This is a genomic window from Pseudomonas japonica (assembly GCF_013522925.1).
In the GTDB taxonomy this organism is placed as follows: domain Bacteria; phylum Pseudomonadota; class Gammaproteobacteria; order Pseudomonadales; family Pseudomonadaceae; genus Aquipseudomonas; species Aquipseudomonas japonica_A.
In genome coordinates this window covers 1-20,505 of sequence record NZ_JAAMQU010000008.1, presented here as the reverse complement: position 1 = coordinate 20,505, position 20,505 = coordinate 1, and the positions used below count along the sequence as shown (strand labels likewise).

9 protein-coding genes and 1 pseudogene are annotated in these 20,505 nt (G+C 60.7%); 4 read left to right on the top strand and 6 right to left on the bottom strand.

Annotated elements, in window-relative coordinates:
* Position 1 precedes the first annotated feature (1 nt).
* Genes G7016_RS14015 through G7016_RS13990 form a run of 6 tightly spaced genes read right to left on the bottom strand, consistent with a single transcriptional unit; the run spans position 2 to position 5,717 of the window.
* Positions 2 to 796 carry a class I SAM-dependent methyltransferase gene (locus G7016_RS14015; protein ID WP_181115254.1) on the bottom strand — a complete coding sequence of 265 codons (795 nt, stop codon included), beginning with the start codon at positions 794 to 796 and terminating at the stop codon, positions 2 to 4.
* 55 nt (positions 797 to 851) lie between these two features.
* Positions 852 to 1,763: a DMT family transporter gene (locus tag G7016_RS14010; RefSeq protein ID WP_181115252.1), complete on the bottom strand. Its 912-nt coding sequence runs from the start codon at positions 1,761 to 1,763 to the stop codon at positions 852 to 854.
* Between the two features lie 55 nt (positions 1,764 to 1,818).
* On the bottom strand, positions 1,819 to 2,535 hold the full coding sequence (locus G7016_RS14005) for a 2OG-Fe(II) oxygenase (RefSeq protein ID WP_181115250.1): 717 nt from the start codon (positions 2,533 to 2,535) through the stop codon (positions 1,819 to 1,821).
* 1 nt (position 2,536) lies between these two features.
* Complete coding sequence (locus tag G7016_RS14000; protein WP_181115247.1) at positions 2,537 to 3,775, bottom strand: hypothetical protein; 1,239 nt, start codon at positions 3,773 to 3,775, stop codon at positions 2,537 to 2,539.
* The gene (locus G7016_RS13995; protein ID WP_181115245.1) at positions 3,775 to 4,971 is read right to left on the bottom strand and encodes a hypothetical protein; all 1,197 of its coding nucleotides are present in this window, start codon (positions 4,969 to 4,971) and stop codon (positions 3,775 to 3,777) included. Before G7016_RS13995 ends, G7016_RS14000 begins: the two co-directional genes overlap by 1 nt.
* Before the next feature lie 5 nt (positions 4,972 to 4,976).
* A complete protein-coding gene (locus G7016_RS13990; protein ID WP_181115242.1) occupies positions 4,977 to 5,717 on the bottom strand; it encodes an SDR family NAD(P)-dependent oxidoreductase in 741 nt (246 codons plus the stop codon).
* A 366-nt stretch (positions 5,718 to 6,083) separates the two neighbouring features.
* Here G7016_RS13990 and G7016_RS13985 point away from each other — a divergent pair, with 366 nt between their 5' ends.
* The 4 genes and pseudogenes from G7016_RS13985 to G7016_RS13970 all read left to right on the top strand — a co-directional run.
* Complete coding sequence (locus tag G7016_RS13985) at positions 6,084 to 7,772, top strand: ShlB/FhaC/HecB family hemolysin secretion/activation protein (protein ID WP_375139698.1); 1,689 nt, start codon at positions 6,084 to 6,086, stop codon at positions 7,770 to 7,772.
* A 21-nt stretch (positions 7,773 to 7,793) separates the two neighbouring features.
* Complete coding sequence (locus G7016_RS13980) at positions 7,794 to 19,601, top strand: two-partner secretion domain-containing protein (protein WP_181115237.1); 11,808 nt, start codon at positions 7,794 to 7,796, stop codon at positions 19,599 to 19,601.
* A gap of 10 nt (positions 19,602 to 19,611) precedes the next feature.
* The gene (locus G7016_RS13975; protein ID WP_181115235.1) at positions 19,612 to 19,959 is read left to right on the top strand and encodes a hypothetical protein; all 348 of its coding nucleotides are present in this window, start codon (positions 19,612 to 19,614) and stop codon (positions 19,957 to 19,959) included.
* A 227-nt stretch (positions 19,960 to 20,186) separates the two neighbouring features.
* A pseudogene (locus G7016_RS13970) lies at positions 20,187 to 20,505 on the top strand (hemagglutinin repeat-containing protein); the annotation flags it as partial.

The following is a 20,505-nucleotide window of genomic DNA, read 5'->3' as shown; positions in this document are numbered from 1 at the left end:
ATCAGCCCGCCGGGCGCAAGGGTTTCACCGCGCGAAAGCGCAGCAGGGTGTAATCCACCGTCCAGCGGCCATCCGGCCTTTGCAGCGTAGCGGCCAGCTCCTCGGTGATTTCGGCGATGAAGCTCGGCCGACCCTCTACCGGCAACACGGTGAGGTAGGGGCTGGCGAAGGTTTCCAGCCATTCGCCGAGGGGGTAGTCGATCACTATTGGCCGCTCGTACCAGCTGATGTAGCTAAGCTGAAAACCTGCATTTTCCAAGACATGCTGGTATTCGCCCGCCGTGGGCAGGTACCACGGGTCCACGTCCTCAGGGTTGATCCCCCGGCGTATCAGCGCTTTGTTCACGGCCAGGCGGATGCTGGCAATATTATGAGCGCCGGCAAATTCGCCCACGAAGCGCCCGCCTGGCTTGAGTGCTTCAAAAGCCCCAAGCGCCACGCGGTCGGCCAGGCGCATCCATTCCAGTGCGGCATTGCTGAACACCGCGTCGAATTCCCGATGAAAATACAGCCGCTCTGCGTTCCCCAGGCGCACATCCAGCCCACGCGCCCGGGCGGCGGCCACCAGTTCGGGGCTGTAATCGAAACCCACCAGCTCCGCGCCCGCGCGGCACAAGCGCTCGGAGAGGTAGCCGTCGCCACAGCCGATGTCCAGCACCCGCTCGCCCGGCTGTACCGCCAGCAGGTCGAGCGCGTCGCTGGCCAGGTGCGCGACGAACCGCGCATTGACGTGATACTGGTCGGCATCCCACTGCTGCAACTCCGAGGTAGGCCTGAAAAAGCTGACGGATGACATAGTGGATCTCCCGCGAAGTGGGGCGGCCCGGCAACGGCCCGGCCGCCGGGTGGGATCAGCAGCGCTTGGCCTGCCACACCAGCACGATGACCGCCGCGCACACTACCGGCGTCAGCCAGTTCCAGGCTTCGCCCATCAGGAAGATCGAGAAGCCGAAGGTGAAGAAAGGTTGAAGCAGTTGCAGTTGGCTGATGCGCTGGATGCCGCCCAATGCCAGCGCGCGGTTCCAGGAGAAGAAGCCCAGCAACGAGTTGATCAGTGCCAGGAACAGCAGCGCGCCAAGGCCCTGGCCACTGAGGTGGGAAAGGGTATCGCCGTCGTACAGCCACAGGCTGGCGGGCAGCAGCACCGGCAGGCTGATCACCAGGGTCCAGCACATGACCTGCCAGCCCGGCAGTTCCTTGGACAGCGCGCCGCCCTGGGCATAGCCAAACCCGGCCAGCACTACCGCGCCCAACAGGGCGAGGTCACCCAGGTACAGGTCCGAGGCGCCGGTCATGAACACCGTGTAACTCATCACCACCAGGAAGCCCAGGCAGGACACCACCCAGAAGGCCTTGGAGGGCCGGGTGCCAGTGATCAGCGTGCCGAAGATCGCCGTGGACAGCGGCAGCGCCGCCAGTACCACGCCGCCATGGCTCACAGGCACGTAATGCATGCCTAGCGCTGTGAGGATCGGGAAGCCATACACGATCCCGGTGGAGGTAAGCAGCATGCGTTTGACCTGGGAACGGTTGGGCAGCCGCGCCCGGCCGATCACCAGGAAAGGAATCGCAGCGAAGGCCGCCAGCACCGAGCGGAATATCCCCACCTGCACGGCGCTCAGTTCGCCCGTGAGCATCTTCGCCGCGGGCAGTGTCATGGCGAAGGCTGCCACGGAAATCAGGCCCAGCAGGTACGCCTGCACGTCCTGGTTCTTGGCCTCGGGCTGGGTATGTGGAAGGTTCGCTACGTTGGCTTGCGTCATGCTGTGGTTTCCTTGTCTACGGCGGCGCGGCGCGTTGAGGCGCCGCGCGGTTTTCTCAGATCTGCTTGTTGTGCAGGTTGGGCTTGTGCAGCGGGCTGGTGCTGAGGAAAAACACCAGCGAGGAGCGTTTGCCGCTCTCTACCTTGCGCACCCCATGAGGGATCTCGCAGCGGTTGATCAGCACATCGGCGTAGCCGGTCTTGGTCTGCAGTTCCCCGCCCTGGTACTCCACGAAGAACTCACCCCCGTCGTACTGCTTGCCGAACTGGATCACTACCGAATAGCGGTATTCCAGGTTGCTGTAGGTGTCGATGTGCTTGCCGATGAAGTTGCCGGCTTCCAGCGTGTTGGCCTGGCAGCGGCGGATGTAGCAGGTGTTTTCCATCACCCCGTCGAAGAACGCCCGCGCCTTGCCTGAGGAGAGGATGTCCACTACCTGGCGGCCATAAGGATCGTTGCGGTACACCGGCAGCTGGCCTTTCTGGTCCTCCATGAAGCGCCCCACGGACAGGAAATTTTCTTCGCCCACGTCGCCGATTTCGATGATGGTCTTGGGGATCACCTGGCAAGCGTCGTCCATGTAGCGCAGCTCGTCCTCGGTAAACAGCAGCGAGGCTTTCAAGGACGCATAAGCGTAGGTGTCAAGTTGATGTTTGGCGGTGTCGATCGCCTGCGCCAGGTCATGCTCGGCCACTAATACTTCGTCAGCGACAAACGGGGCGCAGGCAGTGGCTGGCAGGTCTTGCTGGGCGGTACGGATAGCGTCTTGCATGTCATGCTCCTTGAATGTCGACCCGCGAACACGGGGCGGTAGTGGCGCTGACGGCCGAGGCCGATGGGTGAGCTGCAAAGGGTTCGTGAACGCCGCGGCACAGGTGATCGCGGATCACCCGCAGCCCGGCGGTAAAGCCCCACACTTCAATAAAAGGGCCGTAGGCGGAGGGCGCGCGCTCTACCGTGGCGCGGTAGTTGGCGATGTGCCGGTAATGCACATTCGGGCGCCGGTGATGGCAGTCGTGGTTGGGCAAATCCTGGGGGTACACATACAAGCGCACCGGCACGTCGCACACCAGGCACTGCACGGCCCACAGGCATTTCGCCCAAAGCCCCTGACGTGGCGGGCGGCGCCCCTGAAAGCGGCCCCAGGTGAGCCTGCCGTAATGGGTTTTGTCATCGCGGCCTGATTGGCGCGGGTAAAACCACAAGTGCTCGGTGAACAGCTGCAGCCACATGGCGTGCTCGAACCAGACGGCCCTTGCCACCAGGTACATCAGGGCAAAGGCCCCGAGGCCATCCACCGCCCACAGCAGGCTCAGTGCCGCCGCCCAGAACACCCAAGCGGCCTGGCGCTCGTGGGGCGCGGGGCGCACGAAGGTATCCAGCAGCGCGTCGTGCCACTGGCGCAGCAGGTAGCGGGGGCTGAAGGGTGTGATGCATACCCGCCACCAGTACGCCCGCTCAGGCATGCCGGGGTAAAACCCCTGGCGCTGAATGAACACCTGATCGGGGTCCACGTCTGTGCACAGCACATGGATGTTGTGGTGCTCGCGCACATGGGTACGGTTGTAGGTATCCCAGTCGGGGTACAGCAATGGTGTGGTGAGCAACCAGCGGGCATATCGCCGCGCCCGCTGGCGATCCTTGAGTACCGCGCCATGGGTAAGGTAATGGAAGGTCGCCTGCATGCTGCGCAGGCGGTTGACCATCAGCAGCCAGCCCAGGCCCAGCAACAGCGCGCCACCCGCCACACCGAAACTGCCCGCCAATATGTAGTGCCCCAGCACCACCAGCCCGCCGATTACCGCCCAGGTGAAGGCCAGGTGCGCCAGCAGAAAACCTTCGCTGTGGTCCGCCTGGGCCGCCTTGAGTTCGGCATCGGTGAGCGGCAACCCCTTGCCAGTGAGCCAGGTCCAGAAGGGCTGGCAGGGCAGGTGGGTGTAGCTGGCGCGGATGTCCTCAGCGGGCCCGTGCTGGCTATGAAGTACGCGCCCCGGCGCGTGAGGGGCGTTCATCAGTACACCCGGGTGAGGTACAGCACCGGGATCGGCGTGTACAGCCAGTAGAACGGTTGCATGCGGTTGTGATCGGCGCCGATCACGATGGGGTTCTCCCACTGCCGGGCGAACACCTGGCCCATGGCGGCATACTCCGCGCCCTGGGAGTACAGCACCTGCATCAATTGATCGTTGCTGCGGTGCTGGTGCCAGGCCTGATACAGCGGCAGGCGGGCATTGAAGATGGACCCGTAGTCGAGGTCCCCCTCCACGATATGGCCGTTATCACCGGCGGCCAGCCGTGCGCAGGCACCGGCGGTGAGGGCATCCCACGCAGCCTCGCCCCCGGCTGCTTCGGCGATGAACAGGGTTTCGGTATCAGCGCCCAACTGCTCGAGGATCTTGCCCTGGCTGATGCGCAGCTTGCGGGCGAAGCCCTCGCGGGTTTCTTTCAGCCGGGTGAGCGTGCCCGGGTCGAAGCCTTCGAAGTCCCCTGGTGCGACGGCTAGCTGGGTGCGAATGCCGTGCTTCTCCAGCACCTGCCGAATCACGGGCAGGGTTTTCACCACGCGGCCGGCCACCAGGCCGATGCCTTCGCCCAGTTGCTCGAAGGTGTAACGGAAGCGCCCGTTCTTCGCCTCGTAGCCGTAATCCGGGCACACCGGCGATATCAGCGTCACGGTTTCGCCTGCCAGCCCGCGCAGCAAGGCGTCAGCGAAGCGCGCCATGAAGTGCGGCGCCGGTTGCGCGAACGACAAGGTTTCAAAGGCCAGTTCCAGGTCTTGCACCAGCCCATCCGGCAACGCCTGGGTGGCGGGGTAGCGCACTTTCATCGCAGGCGTGGTGGTGGTGTTGTCGTTCACCGCGCACAGCAACAGGTTGAGCAGCGATGGCCGGCTCTGGTTGATGTAAGGCTTGTCCAGCACCAGCGTTCTGCGCCCCTCGTGCGTGCGCTCCTGCCACTGGAAACCGGGGAATTTAGACTGGATGAACCGGTAGAACGGCATGTAGCGCGGCAGGCCGACCTGCTCGTCGTCGTGGGCCTGGTACTGGTTGAACACCGCCAGCAGCTCGGCCACTTCGGCCTCGATGCTCAGGGCTTTCACCAGGTCGGCCGGCGGCGGCAGCGAGCGGGAAATCGGTGACAGCACGCGTTTGCTGATCAGCTTGTTGGTGAGTTTGTTACGCACGTAATAGTGGGCAAGGGCGTTCATGGCGGTCACCGGTAGGACAGCGATTGGTCAGCGGGCACCAGCTCGATATGGCTGATGTTCACGTGCAGCGGCTGGGCCAGCGCCCACAACACCGAACGCGCAACGTCCTCGGGCTCCAGCGGGGTAAGGGTGCTGTACACCTGATCCGCCCGGGCCTGATCGCCGTCGTGCTGCACCAAGGCGAACTCGGAGCGGGTTTTGCCCGGCGCCACGTTTGTCATCCGCACCCTGGCGCCCACCAGTTCAGCGCGCAGGCAGCGGCTGAAATGCTCCACGAAGGCCTTGCTCGCCGCGTACACATGGCCACCGATGTAGTGGTGGCTGGCGGCGATGGAACTGAGGTTCACGATGTGCCCACGCCCGCTTTCGATCAGCTTCGGGAGGAGGGTGTGGGTCACGTTCACCAACGCGGCGATATTGGTCTCCACCATGGTGGTGATCTGGGCAGGGGTTACGTCCAGCAATGGCCCGCGGCCCTGTAGCAGCCCGGCGTTGTTGATCAGGGTGGTTACCGCCTGGAATGGCGGCGGAAGGTCCAGCAACAAGCCATTCACTTCATCGGCATCGCGCAGGTCGCACGGCAGCGGCAAGAACTGCGGCCCCAGCTCCTGTTGCAGTGCCGCCAGCCGCGCCTCGCGCCGGCCGATGCCAATCACCTTGCTGCCACGCTCGATCAGCAGCCGGGTGCAGGCCAGGCCCACCCCGGCAGTGGCGCCGGTTACCACAACCGTATCCTCAGTCACCATTGGAACTCCTTGCGTATCGCGATTGCGGAGGACAACCCGGGGGCAAACCGACAGGAGAGGTACTTCAGCACCGGGACAACGCATTTAGGCTACGAGAAGCGGGACGGGCCGTACCGGTACGGTGAGGCGAAGCGGGGCCGAACTGTACTGTTGGCGGACCATGACAGTGGGGCGAAACGGGCGGCGTGAGGAGGGCGGCTCAAGGGAATGCAGATGCTACCGATAGCTTCAGGAGCGGCAATCGGTGGATCCATTCATCCGTGTAAAATTGACGTCAAAAATTGAACTATTTACACTTTCTTACAAATGATATCACCAAGGCATCATCGGGACGGTTTTGTGGCTCGCTTCGCTCCTCGCATCACGCTGCTCGGTTGGCTTACCGCTTTAGCACTGTTAACCACTTCCTCATTCACCTGCGCAGCGCCCACGCCCGGGGAGCAGGACCTTCTTCGTGACCGCCAGCAACGGCTGCTCGAAGAACAGCAGCGCCGGCTCGAAGAGCTCAAAACCTTGCCCGGCAAACAGGCTGAGCCGCAAACCTCGAGTGGCCTCGCTGATAGCCGTTGTTTCCCCATTGATACGATCGAGCTCAAGGGTGCAGACGCCCTTACCGAGAGCGAGCGTGCACGCCTGCGGGCGCCTTACCTTAAGCAGTGCCTGGGCGTTGCCCGGCTTAACGAATTACTGAAAGCCATTACCAACCTGTACCTGGAGAAGGGGCTGGTCACCAGCCGCGCCTACCTGCCCCAGCAAGACCTTTCCAAGGGCCAGCTGCAGGTGTTGGTGATCGAAGGCAAGCTGGAAAACCTCAAGCCAGGTGCTGACAGCGGGCTCACCGACCGCCAGCTGTCCATGGCGTTTCCGGGCGAAGAGGGCGCGCGGCTGAACCTGCGCGAGATCGAGCAAATGGTCGATCAGCTCAACCGCCTGCCATCCAACCAGGCGCAGATGGAGCTGACCCCAGGGCAGGCCGTGGGTGGCAGCGACGTGTTGGTGAAAAACACCGCGCAAAAGCCGTGGCGCGCCAGCCTGTCCCGTAGCAACGACGGGCAATCCGGCACTGGCGAGCAGCAGTGGGGCGCCGGCCTGGAGTGGGATAACCCCTTGGGCCTGGCTGACCAACTTACCCTGCGCGGCGGTCACGATGCCGTCAGCGATCACGCCCATGGCTCGCACAACACCTTGCTCGGCTACAGCCTTCCTTGGGGCTGGTGGACGTTCAGCTATAGCTACAGCGAGAGCGACTACCGCTCCCAGGCCCAGGCCAATGGTTTCAATTTCAAGCAAACCGGCGACAGCAGCACCCATCAGCTCCGGGCCGAGCGAGTGATCTACCGCGATGCGGTCAGCAAGACATCGCTGAACGTAGGCGTGTCCCACCTGCGCAGTAACAACTACATCGAAGACAGCCGCCTGGCGTTGAGCAGCAACCGCCTCAGCGAGGTGCAATATGGCCTCAACCATGGCCGCCGCATCGGCTCGGCTTTCGTGAACGTTGACCTTGGCATGCAACAGGGCATCGGTGCCTTCGGCGCGCAGGACAATAACCACCCCGGCCCCGGCGAGGCCGACGCCCGCTACCGCAAGTACACCGGCACCCTGAGCTACCTGCAGCCGTTTCAGCTGTGGGGCGAGCGCTTCGCCTTTACCAGCCTGGCCACCGGCCAGCGCAGCGAAGACGTGTTGTTCAGCCCGCAGCGGATGAGCCTGGGTGGTTCGGCCTCCTTACGCGGCTACAAGGATCAGTTTCTGTCGGGAGACAGCGGCGGCTACTGGCGCAATGAGCTGCGCCTCACCCGCCCGGTCACTCTTGATTGGCTGCGCCCGGCCTTCAGCGAATACGGCGCAGCGGCAGGCTACGACCAAGGCGTGATCCGCAACGATCGCTACAACGGCGATGTGCACGGACGCCTGACCAGCAATGCCTTTGAAGTGTTTGCCCGGGGCCAGCATGTGGCCGCGTCGGTGACATTCGCCCATTCCCTGGAACGCCCCGCCGGGCTGATCGAGCGTGAGTCGCCGATCTACTTCCGCCTCGACCTTTTCCTCTGACGCATCCACGAGAGCCCTGACATGGACGTTCGCTATTTCAACTTCCTCGTGCGCCAGCCCTCTGCCCGCCTCCTGGACCGCCCCACCTTCTGGGGCATGCCCAAACGCGGCATCGCGCTGCTTCTGGTCAACGCGCTGTTCTGGCAGCCGTTCTGGGCGCAGGCCCAAGGCATCGCGGTAAGCGGCGGTACTAACACCACTCTCGGTCAGGCAGGCAATGGCGTACCTATCGTCAACATTGCCGCGCCCAATGCCACCGGCCTGTCCCATAACCAGTACCAGCAGTACAACGTGGGCGCCGAGGGTGTAATCCTCAACAACGCCACCGGCCGCACCCAAAGCACCCAGCTGGGCGGCATTATCGTTGGCAACTCGAACCTCAAGGGCAACGCGGCCAGCACCATCCTCAACGAAGTGACCGGCGCCAACGCCACCCAACTGCAGGGTTACACCGAGGTGGCCGGCCAGGCGGCCCGGGTGATCGTGGCCAACCCCTACGGCATCAGCTGCAATGGGTGCGGCTTTATCAACACGCCGCGGGCTACGCTCACCACCGGCAAACCGGTGTTGGACGCCAATGGCCAGCTGGACCATTTGCAGGTTGATGGCGGCAACGTAAGCATCGACGGCAACGGCCTGGATGCCAGCACTGTCGACCAGTTCGAAATCATCACCCGCGCTGCCCAGATCAACGCACAGATCAATGCCAAACAACTGGCCATCGTGGCTGGGCGCAACGACGTCGACGCGCAAACCCTCAACGCCACCGCCCGTGCCGACGACGGCAGCGCCAAGCCCAGCGTAGCCATCGACAGCTCGGCGCTAGGCGGCATGTACGCCGGCGCGATCAAGCTGGTGGGGACCGAAGCGGGGGTAGGGGTGAAAGTGGCGGGCAACCTCGCTGCCAGCGCCGGGGATATTCAGATCGACGCCAACGGGCAGTTGAACATTGCTCAGGTGGCGGCCAGTGGCGCAGTAAACGTGAAGGCTGCGAACGCGGACTTTCAAGGGAAGGTGTACGCCAGTAGCGTGGATGTACAAACCGGCGGAGCGTTGAATGTTCAACAGGATATGGCTGCGCGTGACCGCATCAGCCTTGCCAGCGGGGGGCAGTTAACTAACACCGCCATCATTGAAGCTGGTGTAAACGTTGATAACGGCCGCAACGGTTCCGGGGATGTGGCCCTTAGCGCCCAAGGCATGCGCAATGCCGGTAGTGTCAACGCCAGCCGTTCGTTATCAGCCAACGTAAACCAAGCTTTGGACAACCGGGGCGGCACGCTTAGCAGCCAAGGCACTACACAGATCAACGCCGCGAGCCTCGACAACCGCGCGGGCCGCGTACTAAGCCAGGGCAACCTGAGGCTTGACGCTACACGCCTGGATAACCGCGACGGCGAGGTTTCCGCTTTGGGCGACTTGGCGGCCATTGGTAGCCAAGCCGATAACAGCGGCAATGGTCAGCTACTCGCCAACGGCGATATCTCACTGGCCTTCGAAGGCCTGAACAACCACAACAACGGCACGATCTCCAGCCAGCGGGATGTGACCTTGTCTGTCCAGCAACTCAGCAACAATGGGCAAGGCATCGTGTACGCCAAGCGTGGCCTAACGCTGACGGCCACGAGCGACGTGAACAACCGTCAGGGAGCACTGCGCAGCGACGGTACGCTTAACATTCACGCTACTACCATCGATAACACTGCTGGAAACCTCGCTGCCCTTGGCAGTGCCGAACTGACCGCTTCCGACTCTATTTACAATGACAGCGGCACTATCGCCAGCGGCGCCGGCCTGGCTGTAATGGCGGCCAACATCCTATCGAACCAGCACGGGGAGTTGACGGCGGGTGGCACCGCCACACTCACCTCTACAAGCCTCAATAACGCAGAGGGCCGTATTGCCGGCCAGGATGATCTACGGCTCCAAGCGGGGCGTGTTAATCAGCAAAAGGGAAAGATTGTTGCTCAAGGAGCTCTGAGCCTAACTGCCAATACGGTGGATAACCGAAGCGGCGGATTGATCGGAGGTTCCAAAGCACTGGCACTTGACGTTGCGGAGATCGATAACCGCGGCGGAGAGATTTCTGGCAAGCAGGGTGTCACGCTTAGCGGGCAGCAACTCGACAACAGCGACAGCGGGAAGGTAATCGCCGGCACCGACCTGGCGCTCTCCGTTACCCGCATCATCAACCACGACAAAGGCTTGCTGTTCGGCAACACGGTGCGGGTGCAGGGCGTCGCCCTGGACAACAGCGGCGGCACCCTCGCAAGCGATGACGGCCTCAAAATCGACCTGATCGAGGAGCTGCTCAACCGCGCAGGCCTGATCAGCAGCGAGGCGACCCTTGGCCTTACAGCCGCTTCCCTCGACAACCGCACCGGCAGTCTCTCCAGCGCGGGGGCTTTGAGTATTGATACCCGTAATACGCTGACAAACCAGCAAGGTGACATCAGCACCGACAGCATCCTGACCGTCGCCACTGGCAGCCTCGACAACCGCAACCAAGGCACTCTTAGCGGGAAGCTTGCCGCGACGGTGCGAACCGGCGCCTTTAACAACAGCCAAGGCGGCAAATTTACTAGCAACGGCACCCTGGCTCTGAATGCCGGCCAAGTCACCAACCAGGACGGCCGTATCGCTGCTGCGCAATCCCTCAGCGCCAGTGTCACAGGCCTCGATCAGCAGGGCGGTGAACTGTTCAGCCAAGGCACCCTTACCCTAGACCTGAACCACGGCCAGCTCAATAACCAGAACGGCTTGATCAACGCCCCCGGCGCGCTGTTACTAAGAAATCTCGCGGTCGTCGACAATCGTCAGGGCGAGATCTCCAGCGCAAGCACCTTCGATTTCGCTGCCCGTGACCTGGATAACAGCAACGGCAAGCTCTTGAGCGACCAAACCCTCATCGTGCGCGTAGCTCAAGCTCTGGCCAACGTCAGAGGGGCGATCTCTGCGGCGGCGATCAACGCTGACAGTGGCACCTTGGACAATACCGAAGGCCTCTTCAGCAGCCGCGGAATGTTGTCCCTCGACGTGGCCGATAGCCTACTCAATGACCACGGCACGCTGATCGCCGATGGCGCCCTACGCCTGGATGCCACTACCGTTGATAATGCGAACGGCCAGATCGCCAGCAAGCAAGCCCTTACCGCCAGCATCGGCAACTTGCAGCAAAACGGCGGCCAGGTGATATCCCTTGGCACACTGGACCTGACAGGCGCCCGCCTGGACAACCGCGCCGATGGCCTAGTGAGCGCAACCAGTGCCATGACCCTGAATGTCGACGACGTCGATAACCGGGACGGCGAGCTCTCCAGCCAAGGCGACATCAGTTTGGCAGGACAGCGGCTCGACAACAGCGATGGCGGCCGGATCATTGGACAGCAGCGCCTGGGACTGACCATCGATAAACTGACCAACCGAAATGGAGGCCTGGTATCGGGTGCTACGGGCTTGACCCTGCGCGGTACACGCCTGGACAACAGCGGCGGCAGTCTGCTCAGCCAGCATATGGTGGACCTGGGGCTCACTGGCGCCGTCCTTAATGATCTAGGCATGTTCAGCAGCGAAGGTACTCTGAACGTACGCGGTGACTCCGTCAGCAATCGCGGCGGCACTGTTTCCAGCGCAAGCACCTTGGCCGTGAACAGCAGCGGCATCTTCAACAACCAAGGCGGCAAGCTAGTCACCGATGGCACACTTGATTTACACAGCGGTAGCATCGATAACACCCTTGCCGGCAATATCAGCGGCAAGGGGCCGGTGCAGATTCAGAGCGAGGCGTTTGACAACAGCCACAACGGCCGCCTCAGCAGTGCCGATACCCTCCAACTGACCACGACACAGCTGAGCAACCGCGACGGCGGGAGTATCGGCAGCAACGGCGACTTGGTGGCGAGTGTCAGCGCGCTTGACCAGCAAGGCGCAAGCCTATTCAGCAACGCAAACCTCTCCTTGGACATGAACCACGGCCAGCTCGATAATCTCGGCGGCCTGATCAATACCCCTGGGGTGCTGCTGCTACGCAACCTCGCCGGGGTGAACAACCAGGGCGGAGAGATCTCCAGCGCTCAAGGCTTTACCTTCGAAGCGACTAGCCTGGACAACGCCGGCGGCAAGCTGCTGAGCAATCAGGATCTCATCGTACGAGTGGCCCAAGCCCTCGGTAACGTCAAAGGCATGATCGCGGCGACAAGCCTAGCCGCTAATGCAGGCTCGCTGGACAACAGCGGCGGCACCCTCACCAGCCGCGGTGCGCTCACGTTGAGCGTGGACGGCCTGCTGGCCAACCGTGACGCCGGCCTCATCCACAGCCAAGGCGCACTGGAGCTTGCCGCAACGAAGCTGGACTCCAGCAACGGCGGCGAAGTGTCGGCTATAGGCGACATGAGCCTCGCCTTGCATGGGCTCATCCAGAACGGCGGCCGCCTGCTGGGGGATGGCGCGGTCGCCTTAAACCTCAATGGCGGCGACTTTGATAACGAGAATGGCCTGATCAGCGCCAAGGGGCCGCTGACCGTTGCACAACTGCAGAACCTGAACAACCAAGCCGGGGAAATCTCCAGCACCCAAGGCTTCGCCCTGAATGCGCACAACCTGAACAACAACGGTGGGAAACTCATCAGTAGCCGCCAGCTCCTCCTCAGCGCCAGCCAGTTGCTCAACCAGGCAGGGCTGATCTCTGGCTGGGAAGGACTGGGCATCACCGCCGCTACCCTGGACAACCGCAACAGCGGCACGCTCTCCAGCCGCAGCGGCGACGTCAACGCGGCCCTCAGCGGCGTCCTCCTCAACGGCAATGCCGGCGCTCTGGTCAGTCAGAAAGCTCTGACCGTGACCGCCGACAGCGTGGACAACCGCGGCGGCATCCTCTCCAGCGGCAACGCCCAGGCCCTGAACGTGACCGGAATGCTGGACAACAGCCAGAACGGCCTGATCGACAGTGGCGCCGGTCTCAGCGTCGGCGCCACGACTTTCGAGAACACCGCAGGCGCCGTGAGCGCGCAGCGGGGTCTGGGCATTACCGCCACGGACCTGACCAACACCGCAGGCAGCATTGCAGGCAACGCCAGCGTTACCCTCGACCTGCTTGGTACCTTTAGAAATACCACCGGCAAGCTCGCCAGTGCCGGCGATTTGCTGCTCAAGCGCGCCGGCCAAGTGAACAACCAGGGCGGTCAGCTCGCCAGCCAGGGGGCGCTCACCCTGTTCACCGGTGGCTTGGACAACAGCAACCGCGGCACCGTCGCAGCCAACAGCGCCCTACTGGTTACTGCCACCGGCACGGTGCAAAACGATAATGACGGCCTGATGTACAGCAAGGGCGCCAGCGTTGACCTGACCGCTGCCGGCCTGACCAATGGCCTCGGAACCCTGCAAAGCCAGGGCGCGCTCACCCTCGCGGTTAACGGTGATATCGACAACCTCGACGGCAAGCTGATCGCCCAGAACGGTGACCTCAGCGCCAGCGCCCGCAACCTGCACAACCGCGGCGGCATCCTCTCGAGCCTGCGCAGCGCCTTCACCACGCGGATCACCGGCGTGCTCGACAATGGCTACGACGCCGCTTACCAAGGCGGCGTGATCCAGGCTCAGAGCCTGGACCTGCAGGCCTTGGCTGGTATCGTCAACTACGGTGGCCGCATCGCAGCGCAGACTGGGAATGCACAGATTGACACCGGCCGAGGCAGCTTCGATAACCGCAACGGCGGCCTCTATGCGGCCCAGCGGATCAGCGTGATCAGCAATAATTTTGACAACAGTGGCGACAACGACGGCCAGATTTCCGGCCAACAGATCGACCTGAGCCTCGCTGGTATGCTCAACAACCGACTTGGCATTATCGAAAGTGCCTCGACCCTGAGCATCACCGCCGCCAGCCTCGACAACCGGGGCGGCAGAGTACGGGCGCTGGGTGGTAGCGGCACTACGGCCCTGAGCCTCAGCGGCGCGCTGGACAACCGCAGCGGCATTTTGGAAACCGCTAACACCGACCTAATCCTGAACACTACGAACCTGCTCAACATAGGCGGCAGCCTGCTGCATGTCGGTGGGGGTAACTTCGGCCTGTCCACGGCCAATGTGCTGAACGCCGGCGGCAGCTTAGTAACTCGTGGTGTACTTACCCTCAACGCCGACAGCTGGACCAACAGCAGCGTGATTCAGGCCGGCACCCTGAACGTGAACGTGGGCACCTTCATCCAGACAGCCGCAGGGCAGCTGCTCGCAGCCAATGCATTGGTCGGGACGGGCGGTACCTGGGCAAACGATGGGGTGCTGGCCAGCGACGGGACCTTGAGCTTGAACCTAAGTGGCGGGTATTCGGGCAACGGGCAAACCACGAGCCTAGGAGCACTTGGGCTCACGGCCAGCCAACTCGCTTTGGGTACTGCAGGCAGAATCGCCGGTGGAGCACGCACCGATATGAGCGTTTTGGGGCAGATGACCAGCGCAGGTAGCGTGACCTCGGGCACCGATCTGTTCGTTAACGCAGGCGGCATCGCCAACAATGGGACTCTAGGCTCAGCAAGCCAGCTCACTCTGACCACCCCAACTTTGGACAACCAGGGGTTGCTGTTCAGCGGTAAAGACATGGTGCTCAACGCTGGCAGCTTCACTAACCATCAAGGTGATCTTTACGCCCTTGGGAGTGTAGCAGTCGCCGGATTCGGGACGGCCCAAGCGAACCAGGTTTCCAATATCTCCGGTTCAATGGAGAGCGGCGGACTGTTCGCGATCAATGCGAAAAACTTCGAGAACAGGACTCAGGGGGCGGACGCGGGGAACAACTTCGCGGTCGGGCGGACGTTGATATCCGGGTTTATTGCGGTGCAGTGCCTGGACTGCCTCAATAGGTATGAATCAATAAACTATATTGCCAGAGAAACGTTCACCGGTGGGCAGGATAATGATACCAGCGCCTCGTCTTTGCTAAGTTCAGGGGGGGAATTTTCTTTTGTAGGGGGAAATTTCCTTAACAGCAAGAGCACAATCAGTGCTGCCTCCAATATTAATATTCAAGCTGACAGCTTTCAAAATATTGGAGCAGTTAGTGGGAATATTGAACGCACAAGAATATACACTCAGGTCATAAAAAATACTGAGATTTCCCGATTTTTAACCCCAATTATGCAGTACAACCAGCGCAATAATCCTGACTTTCCAAATGTATATTATGTTGGGCAAGAAGGGGAGCTTAGGCTAGGCTCGCCAGGCTGGGAAAGCGTAGAAGGTGGAGGTGATATCGGCAATCCACGCATCTATCAGACCCTGAAGGATCTGGAAACTGGCAAAAAATTTCGGACTGAAAGGATTACTTATACCGGATATGAAACATATCAAACCCCTGTGTCCCAATACGATCCTTCACGTCTATTGGAACTACCTACAGCTCTTACGAACCTGACCCTCGTCAGTGACGTCGAGGTGGCTAAAGACGGCTCCGGCAATGCAGGCCGCAGCGCAGTCATTCAAGCAGGCGGCAAGGTTTCCATTACGGCAACGCAAGACCTGCAAAACAGCGTCATTCACGAGGACTATGCGGCAGCGGCCGGTACCAATAAAGCGTTGGACACGCATGCTAATGGCACAGGCTCCACGGTAGTGGTTCGCCTGAATGCGCAGCTTCCCCCGCAATTGTCGCAACAGCAAATAAACCCGCTGACCTTGCCTGGCTTTACCCTGCCTACCGGCCAGAGCGGGCTGTTCCGGCTCAGTAGCACTGTAGCAACCCAAGCGGATACAACGGCGCAGAATTGGGTAATTGGCGGTGCCAGTATAAGCAGCGCCCAACGGGGCTCGGCTGCTGAGGTCGCTCTTCAACGAAACATCCAGCTCGGCGCGACTGGCCAAGCGCCCGGATCTGTTGAGCACTTGGATACTCCCACCCGTAACGGCAGCTATATCAATGTCGATGCGACCGAGTTGGATACCTCGATACTCCTTCCTTCTGGGTCGAGCTCCACGATCTACCCATCCGGCACCGTGCAACCAGCTTTGAGCGCGACCGCGCAGACGGTCGCGAGGGTTCAAGGCCTCCCTGTTACCACCGGAGCCCCGAATGCCAACAAGTACCTGATTGAGACCAACCCCGTCCTCACTAACCTCAAGCAGTTCATGAGTTCGGACTACCTCCTCTCCGGCGTTGGATACGATCCCGACCAGAGCGCCAAACGCCTGGGCGACGGCCTTTATGAGCAACGCCTGGTACAGCAGGCCATCACTGCCCGCACCGGCCAGGCGTTCATCGATGGCCAAACCTCCAACGAGGCCCAGTTCAAGTACCTGATGAACAACGCCATCGCTAGCAAGGAGGCGTTGAACCTTAGCGTAGGTGTAAGCCTCACTTCCGAGCAGGTGGCGGCGCTAACCCATGACATCGTGTGGCTGGAAGAGCAGGAGGTTAACGGCGAGGAAGTACTGGTACCGGTGGTATACCTCGCTCAGGCCAGCGGTCGCCTTGGCCCGACCGGGGCACTGATCGCAGGTAACGATGTAACCCTTATTGCGGGGAATAACCTCGATAACGTCGGCACCCTCAAGGCTACGAACAACCTGGCCGCCACCGCTGCGGGCGACATGCTCAACAGCGGCGTGGTCGACGCAGGAAACCGGCTGGACCTGCTTGCGGGTAACACGATTACCAACAAGGCCGGCGGGATCATCGCCGGGCGGGATGTCAGCGCCACGGCGGTAAGTGGGGATGTGATCAACGAACGCAGCAACGTTGCGCTCGACAGTACCGCGCGCGGCCAGTTGCACAAGGACTACGCCGACAGCGCTGCGCGCATCGAGGCCGCCAACGACCTGAGCGTGTCGGCCGGGCGGGACATCAGCAACCGTGGCAGCGTGCTGCAAACCGGCCGGGACCTCACGCTCAGCGCGGGCCGCGACGTGAACATCGCGTCCACGGAGGTAGCCAACAGCCTGTACCTCAATAGCAAACACAACAGCAGCGACACCACCCAGCTTGGCTCGACGGTAACCGCAGGTCGTGATCTGAGCGTACAAGCCGGCCGTGACCTCAACGTTATTGCCAGCCAGCTGGAGGCCAAGCGCGATATTGCGCTAGCGGCAACCGGGAATCTCGCGATCAGCTCTGCGGCGGATGAGGAGCACTCGCTTTCCAAGAGCAAAAAGGTCACCCGCCAGGAAGACCATGTAAGCCAAGTAGGAAGCACGATCACAGCGGGCGGCTCGTTGGCAGCGAGTGCCGGTCAGGACATGACCATCACCTCCAGCCGCCTCGCCGCGAATGACGAAGCTTACCTTGTGGCCGGCGGCAAACTGGACCTGCTCGCCGCCCAGGACAGCGACTACTCGCTCTACAGCAAGAAGAAAAAAGGTCACTTCGGCGCGAAGAAAACCAAGCGCGACGAAGTGACCCAAGTCACTAACATCGGCAGCGAGGTCAAGACCGGCGCCGACCTGCTGCTGGTCAGCGGCGGCGACCAGACCTACCAGGCCGCCAAGCTCGACAGCGGCAGGGACCTGACCCTCAACAGCGGCGGCGCCATTGCCTTCGAAGGCGTGAAAGACCTGCATCAGGAGAGCCACGAGAAGAGCAACAGCAGCCTGGCCTGGACCAGCGCCAAGGGCAAAGGCAACACCGACGAAACCCTGCGCCAGAGTGAACTGGTGGCCAAAGGGGACGTGGCGATCAATGCGGTGAACGGGCTGCACATCGACGTGAAGCAGGTGAGCCAGCAGACGGTAAGCCAGGCGATCGATGCGATGGTGAAGGCCGACCCGCAGCTGGCGTGGCTGAAGGATGCCGAGAAGCGGGGGGATGTGGACTGGCGGCAGGTGAAGGAGATTCATGACTCCTTCAAGTACAGCCAGTCGGGGTTAGGGGCGGCGGCACAACTGGCAATTGCCATTGTGATTGCCTACTTCACTGCCGGTGCAGCCAGTGGGCTGGTTGCCAGTGCCGCTGGTGCAGGCGGAACGGCAGCAGGAGCTGCGGCCGGTGCCGTAAGCGGCGCGGCTGCAGGAGGTGCAGCGGGAGCTGCGACTACCGCTTCGGTCTGGGCAGCAGCGTCGGCAGGCGTATCGGCGGGCTGGGCTAATGTTGCAGCTACCGCAGCGCTTACCTCAGCCGCCAGCAATGCAGCTATAAGCACGATCAACAACCGTGGGAACCTCGCTCTTGTATTCAAGGACGTCACTTCCACCGAAGCCGTTAAAGGGTATGCAGTAGGCGCTATAGCCGCCGGTTTAACAGCGGGTCTCTACGACAAGTGGACTGGTACACAGACCGGTACAAGTACCGTATCTGCAAACACCGCCGCAGGGACAGGTGCGCTGGCTAACAGCGGCGCGGTAGCTGGCGCGCCACTGAATACATTGTCTGGCATAGGGAAATTTGCAGCGAACCAAGTACTGCAAAATGCGACGTCCACGGCAGTGGGAAAAGTACTGGGGCAGGAAGGTAGCTTCGGGGACGCCTTGCGGTTAAGCCTGGCGAACACGTTCGCTGCTGCCGGTTTCAATTGGGTCGGGAATACCGGCTTCCAGCACCAGTTTGCCCCGGGCAGCCTCGAGATGGTCGGGTTGCACGCCTTGGTGGGTGGTCTCGCCGCTGCGGCGACCGGAGGAGACTTCAAGGCAGGAGCTATCGCGGGTGGAGCGAGTGAGGCGCTGGTCAAGACTCTTGATGATCAGTTTGCCGGTCTCGATCCAGCGAAGCGCAATGATCTTCTAGTGCTCACTACGCAGCTGGTAGGAATAGCCGCTGCGGCCACGGTAGATAAGGGCGATGGAAAAGCCGTGGAAACAGGGGCCTGGGTGGCAAAAAATGGTACCCAATATAATTACCTTTCAGACCACCAGCAGCAATTAAAAGATAAGGAGTTGAAAGGCTGTAAATCAGCAAGTGAATGCTTGGACGTTACTGCGAAGTGGATTGCAATAGACCTTAAGCAGGACGCTGGTCTTGCGTTAGGTGCGGCTGCCAGTACTGGAATTGCCGCGAAGGAGACGGCTGAAGGAATAGTGAGTCTCATAAAAAATTGGTCGGATACAGAAGCCATTTTTGATCAGCTTTATGAATCTGATGAATTCCGGCAAAAAGTCGGCAGCGCGATCCTGAACGATTTCAAGCAGCGAGTTGAGCTGATGACCCAAGCCTACAATGATGCAGGCTGGGACGGATCAATAACAGCAGGTGTCGAGGCCGGAAAGCTGGCCGGTGACTTGCTGGGGCTGTTTGTAGCAGCCAAGGGCGTGGTGAGCATAACGGCCAGATTGCCTTCTGCGGCAAGTAAGGTGGTAGGCTCGGTCACTGATGCCATTGAGTCAACCAAGGCACCTGCAAAATCGGTGACAGCGGCCGACCAGACGGTGAAACCTGCGACGGGATCTCCAGCCTGGGATGGTACTGAAAGTGCCTATAGCGAAAATTTGTCTGGTAGCTATACTTCAGGATCGACTACAGTAAACGGTCAGGTAGTACAAAATGCGGGTGACTTTGGTGCTGAGTTAGGTAGAAAGGCAGTAGAAATTGCGCCGGGTAAGTTTGATTATCTGTTTGGCCGTGTCGCTAGCAGCTCTCATAATTCCGCTCGTTCAAACCAGCTTGCGCTCGAGATGAAGAGACTTGGCGTTCCGGACAATGCGGCTGGTCGTCAGATGCTGACTGAACACCTGAGTCTTTCTGCTAACACTGACGGCAACGTGATGAGCACCTACTCGACTCAGTACGGAAAATTTGAGATTAGAGAGAGCTTGTTTATAGGTCCATCGGGTAAGGCTGCTAATTTCCAGAGCACATTCCAAGTTCTTGATAATGGAACCCGTAAGCTCAGTACAGTCATACCGCTTCACTGAGGAGGTTTTAATGAAATTCCCAAGCACCAGTGACTTTTTAATTGAGTTTGGAATCGAGCCTATTGAGGTTGATCCATCTTTGGCTTTGTGTCGCTATATAAAGAGATCTAAAATTAGTGAGCTGGAGATTGATGTTTCCTTTAGTGCTGTGATGAGGTCGTTTCAGGTCGTGCTTAGGCTTTCTATGCAAGAGTTAGCCATTATTTCTTCAGAAAACGTCAAGGCTATTGAGTTGGTGCGAGACGATTCGGGGGCTGGAATTCACGTTGTATTTGAAATTGGGGGAGTAATTTCGGAGGCAAGGGTAATATTCGAGCCTGAGGTTAGTTGTCGATGGTGGACGTTGCGTAACATATAATATGGTTCAAATTTATGTCGTAGCTTCTTCGAGAGGGGCATTAGGTTAAATCTCGAACGCTCAGCGTCAGGGCAAGTTTAGGTCCCCCGTAGGGCTTCACTCGACTCAAAGCTGTCATTCGTGGAGGGCATATATCAGCCAAAAGCGAATGTTTAGCCTTGATGGAGAAATGGGAAAGTCGACATTGCAGCTCTGCCCACTGCAAAGCATACGCAAAGCCAGCAGCAAACCTCGCTGCCAGCAGCGTGGATGTGGGACGCGCTATCGCACTAGCGGCAACCGGGAATCTCGCGATCAGCTCGGCGGCGGATGAAGAGCACTCGTTTTCCAAGAGCAAAAAGGTCACCCGACAGGAAGACCATGTAAGCCAGATCGGCAGCACGGCCACCGCCGGTGGCAGCCTGGCGGTGAGTGCCGGCCAGGACATGACCATCACCTCCAGCCGCCTCGCCGCGAATGACGAAGCTTACCTTGTGGCCGGGGGCAAACTGGACCTGCTCGCCGCCCAGGACAGCGACTACTCGCTCTACAGCAAGAAGAAAAAAG

What these genes read in the sequence shown, in the direction of transcription:
- G7016_RS14000 (WP_181115247.1), bottom strand. Translation starts at nt 3,775, where the DNA reads ATGAACGCCCCTCACGCGCCGGGGCGCGTACTTCATAGCCAGCACGGG.
- G7016_RS13990 (WP_181115242.1), bottom strand. Translation starts at nt 5,717, where the DNA reads ATGGTGACTGAGGATACGGTTGTGGTAACCGGCGCCACTGCCGGGGTG.
- G7016_RS14015 (WP_181115254.1), bottom strand. Translation starts at nt 796, where the DNA reads ATGTCATCCGTCAGCTTTTTCAGGCCTACCTCGGAGTTGCAGCAGTGG.
- G7016_RS13995 (WP_181115245.1), bottom strand. Translation starts at nt 4,971, where the DNA reads ATGAACGCCCTTGCCCACTATTACGTGCGTAACAAACTCACCAACAAG.
- G7016_RS14005 (WP_181115250.1), bottom strand. Translation starts at nt 2,535, where the DNA reads ATGCAAGACGCTATCCGTACCGCCCAGCAAGACCTGCCAGCCACTGCC.
- G7016_RS14010 (WP_181115252.1), bottom strand. Translation starts at nt 1,763, where the DNA reads ATGACGCAAGCCAACGTAGCGAACCTTCCACATACCCAGCCCGAGGCC.
- G7016_RS13980 (WP_181115237.1), top strand. Translation starts at nt 7,794, where the DNA reads ATGGACGTTCGCTATTTCAACTTCCTCGTGCGCCAGCCCTCTGCCCGC.
- G7016_RS13975 (WP_181115235.1), top strand. Translation starts at nt 19,612, where the DNA reads ATGAAATTCCCAAGCACCAGTGACTTTTTAATTGAGTTTGGAATCGAG.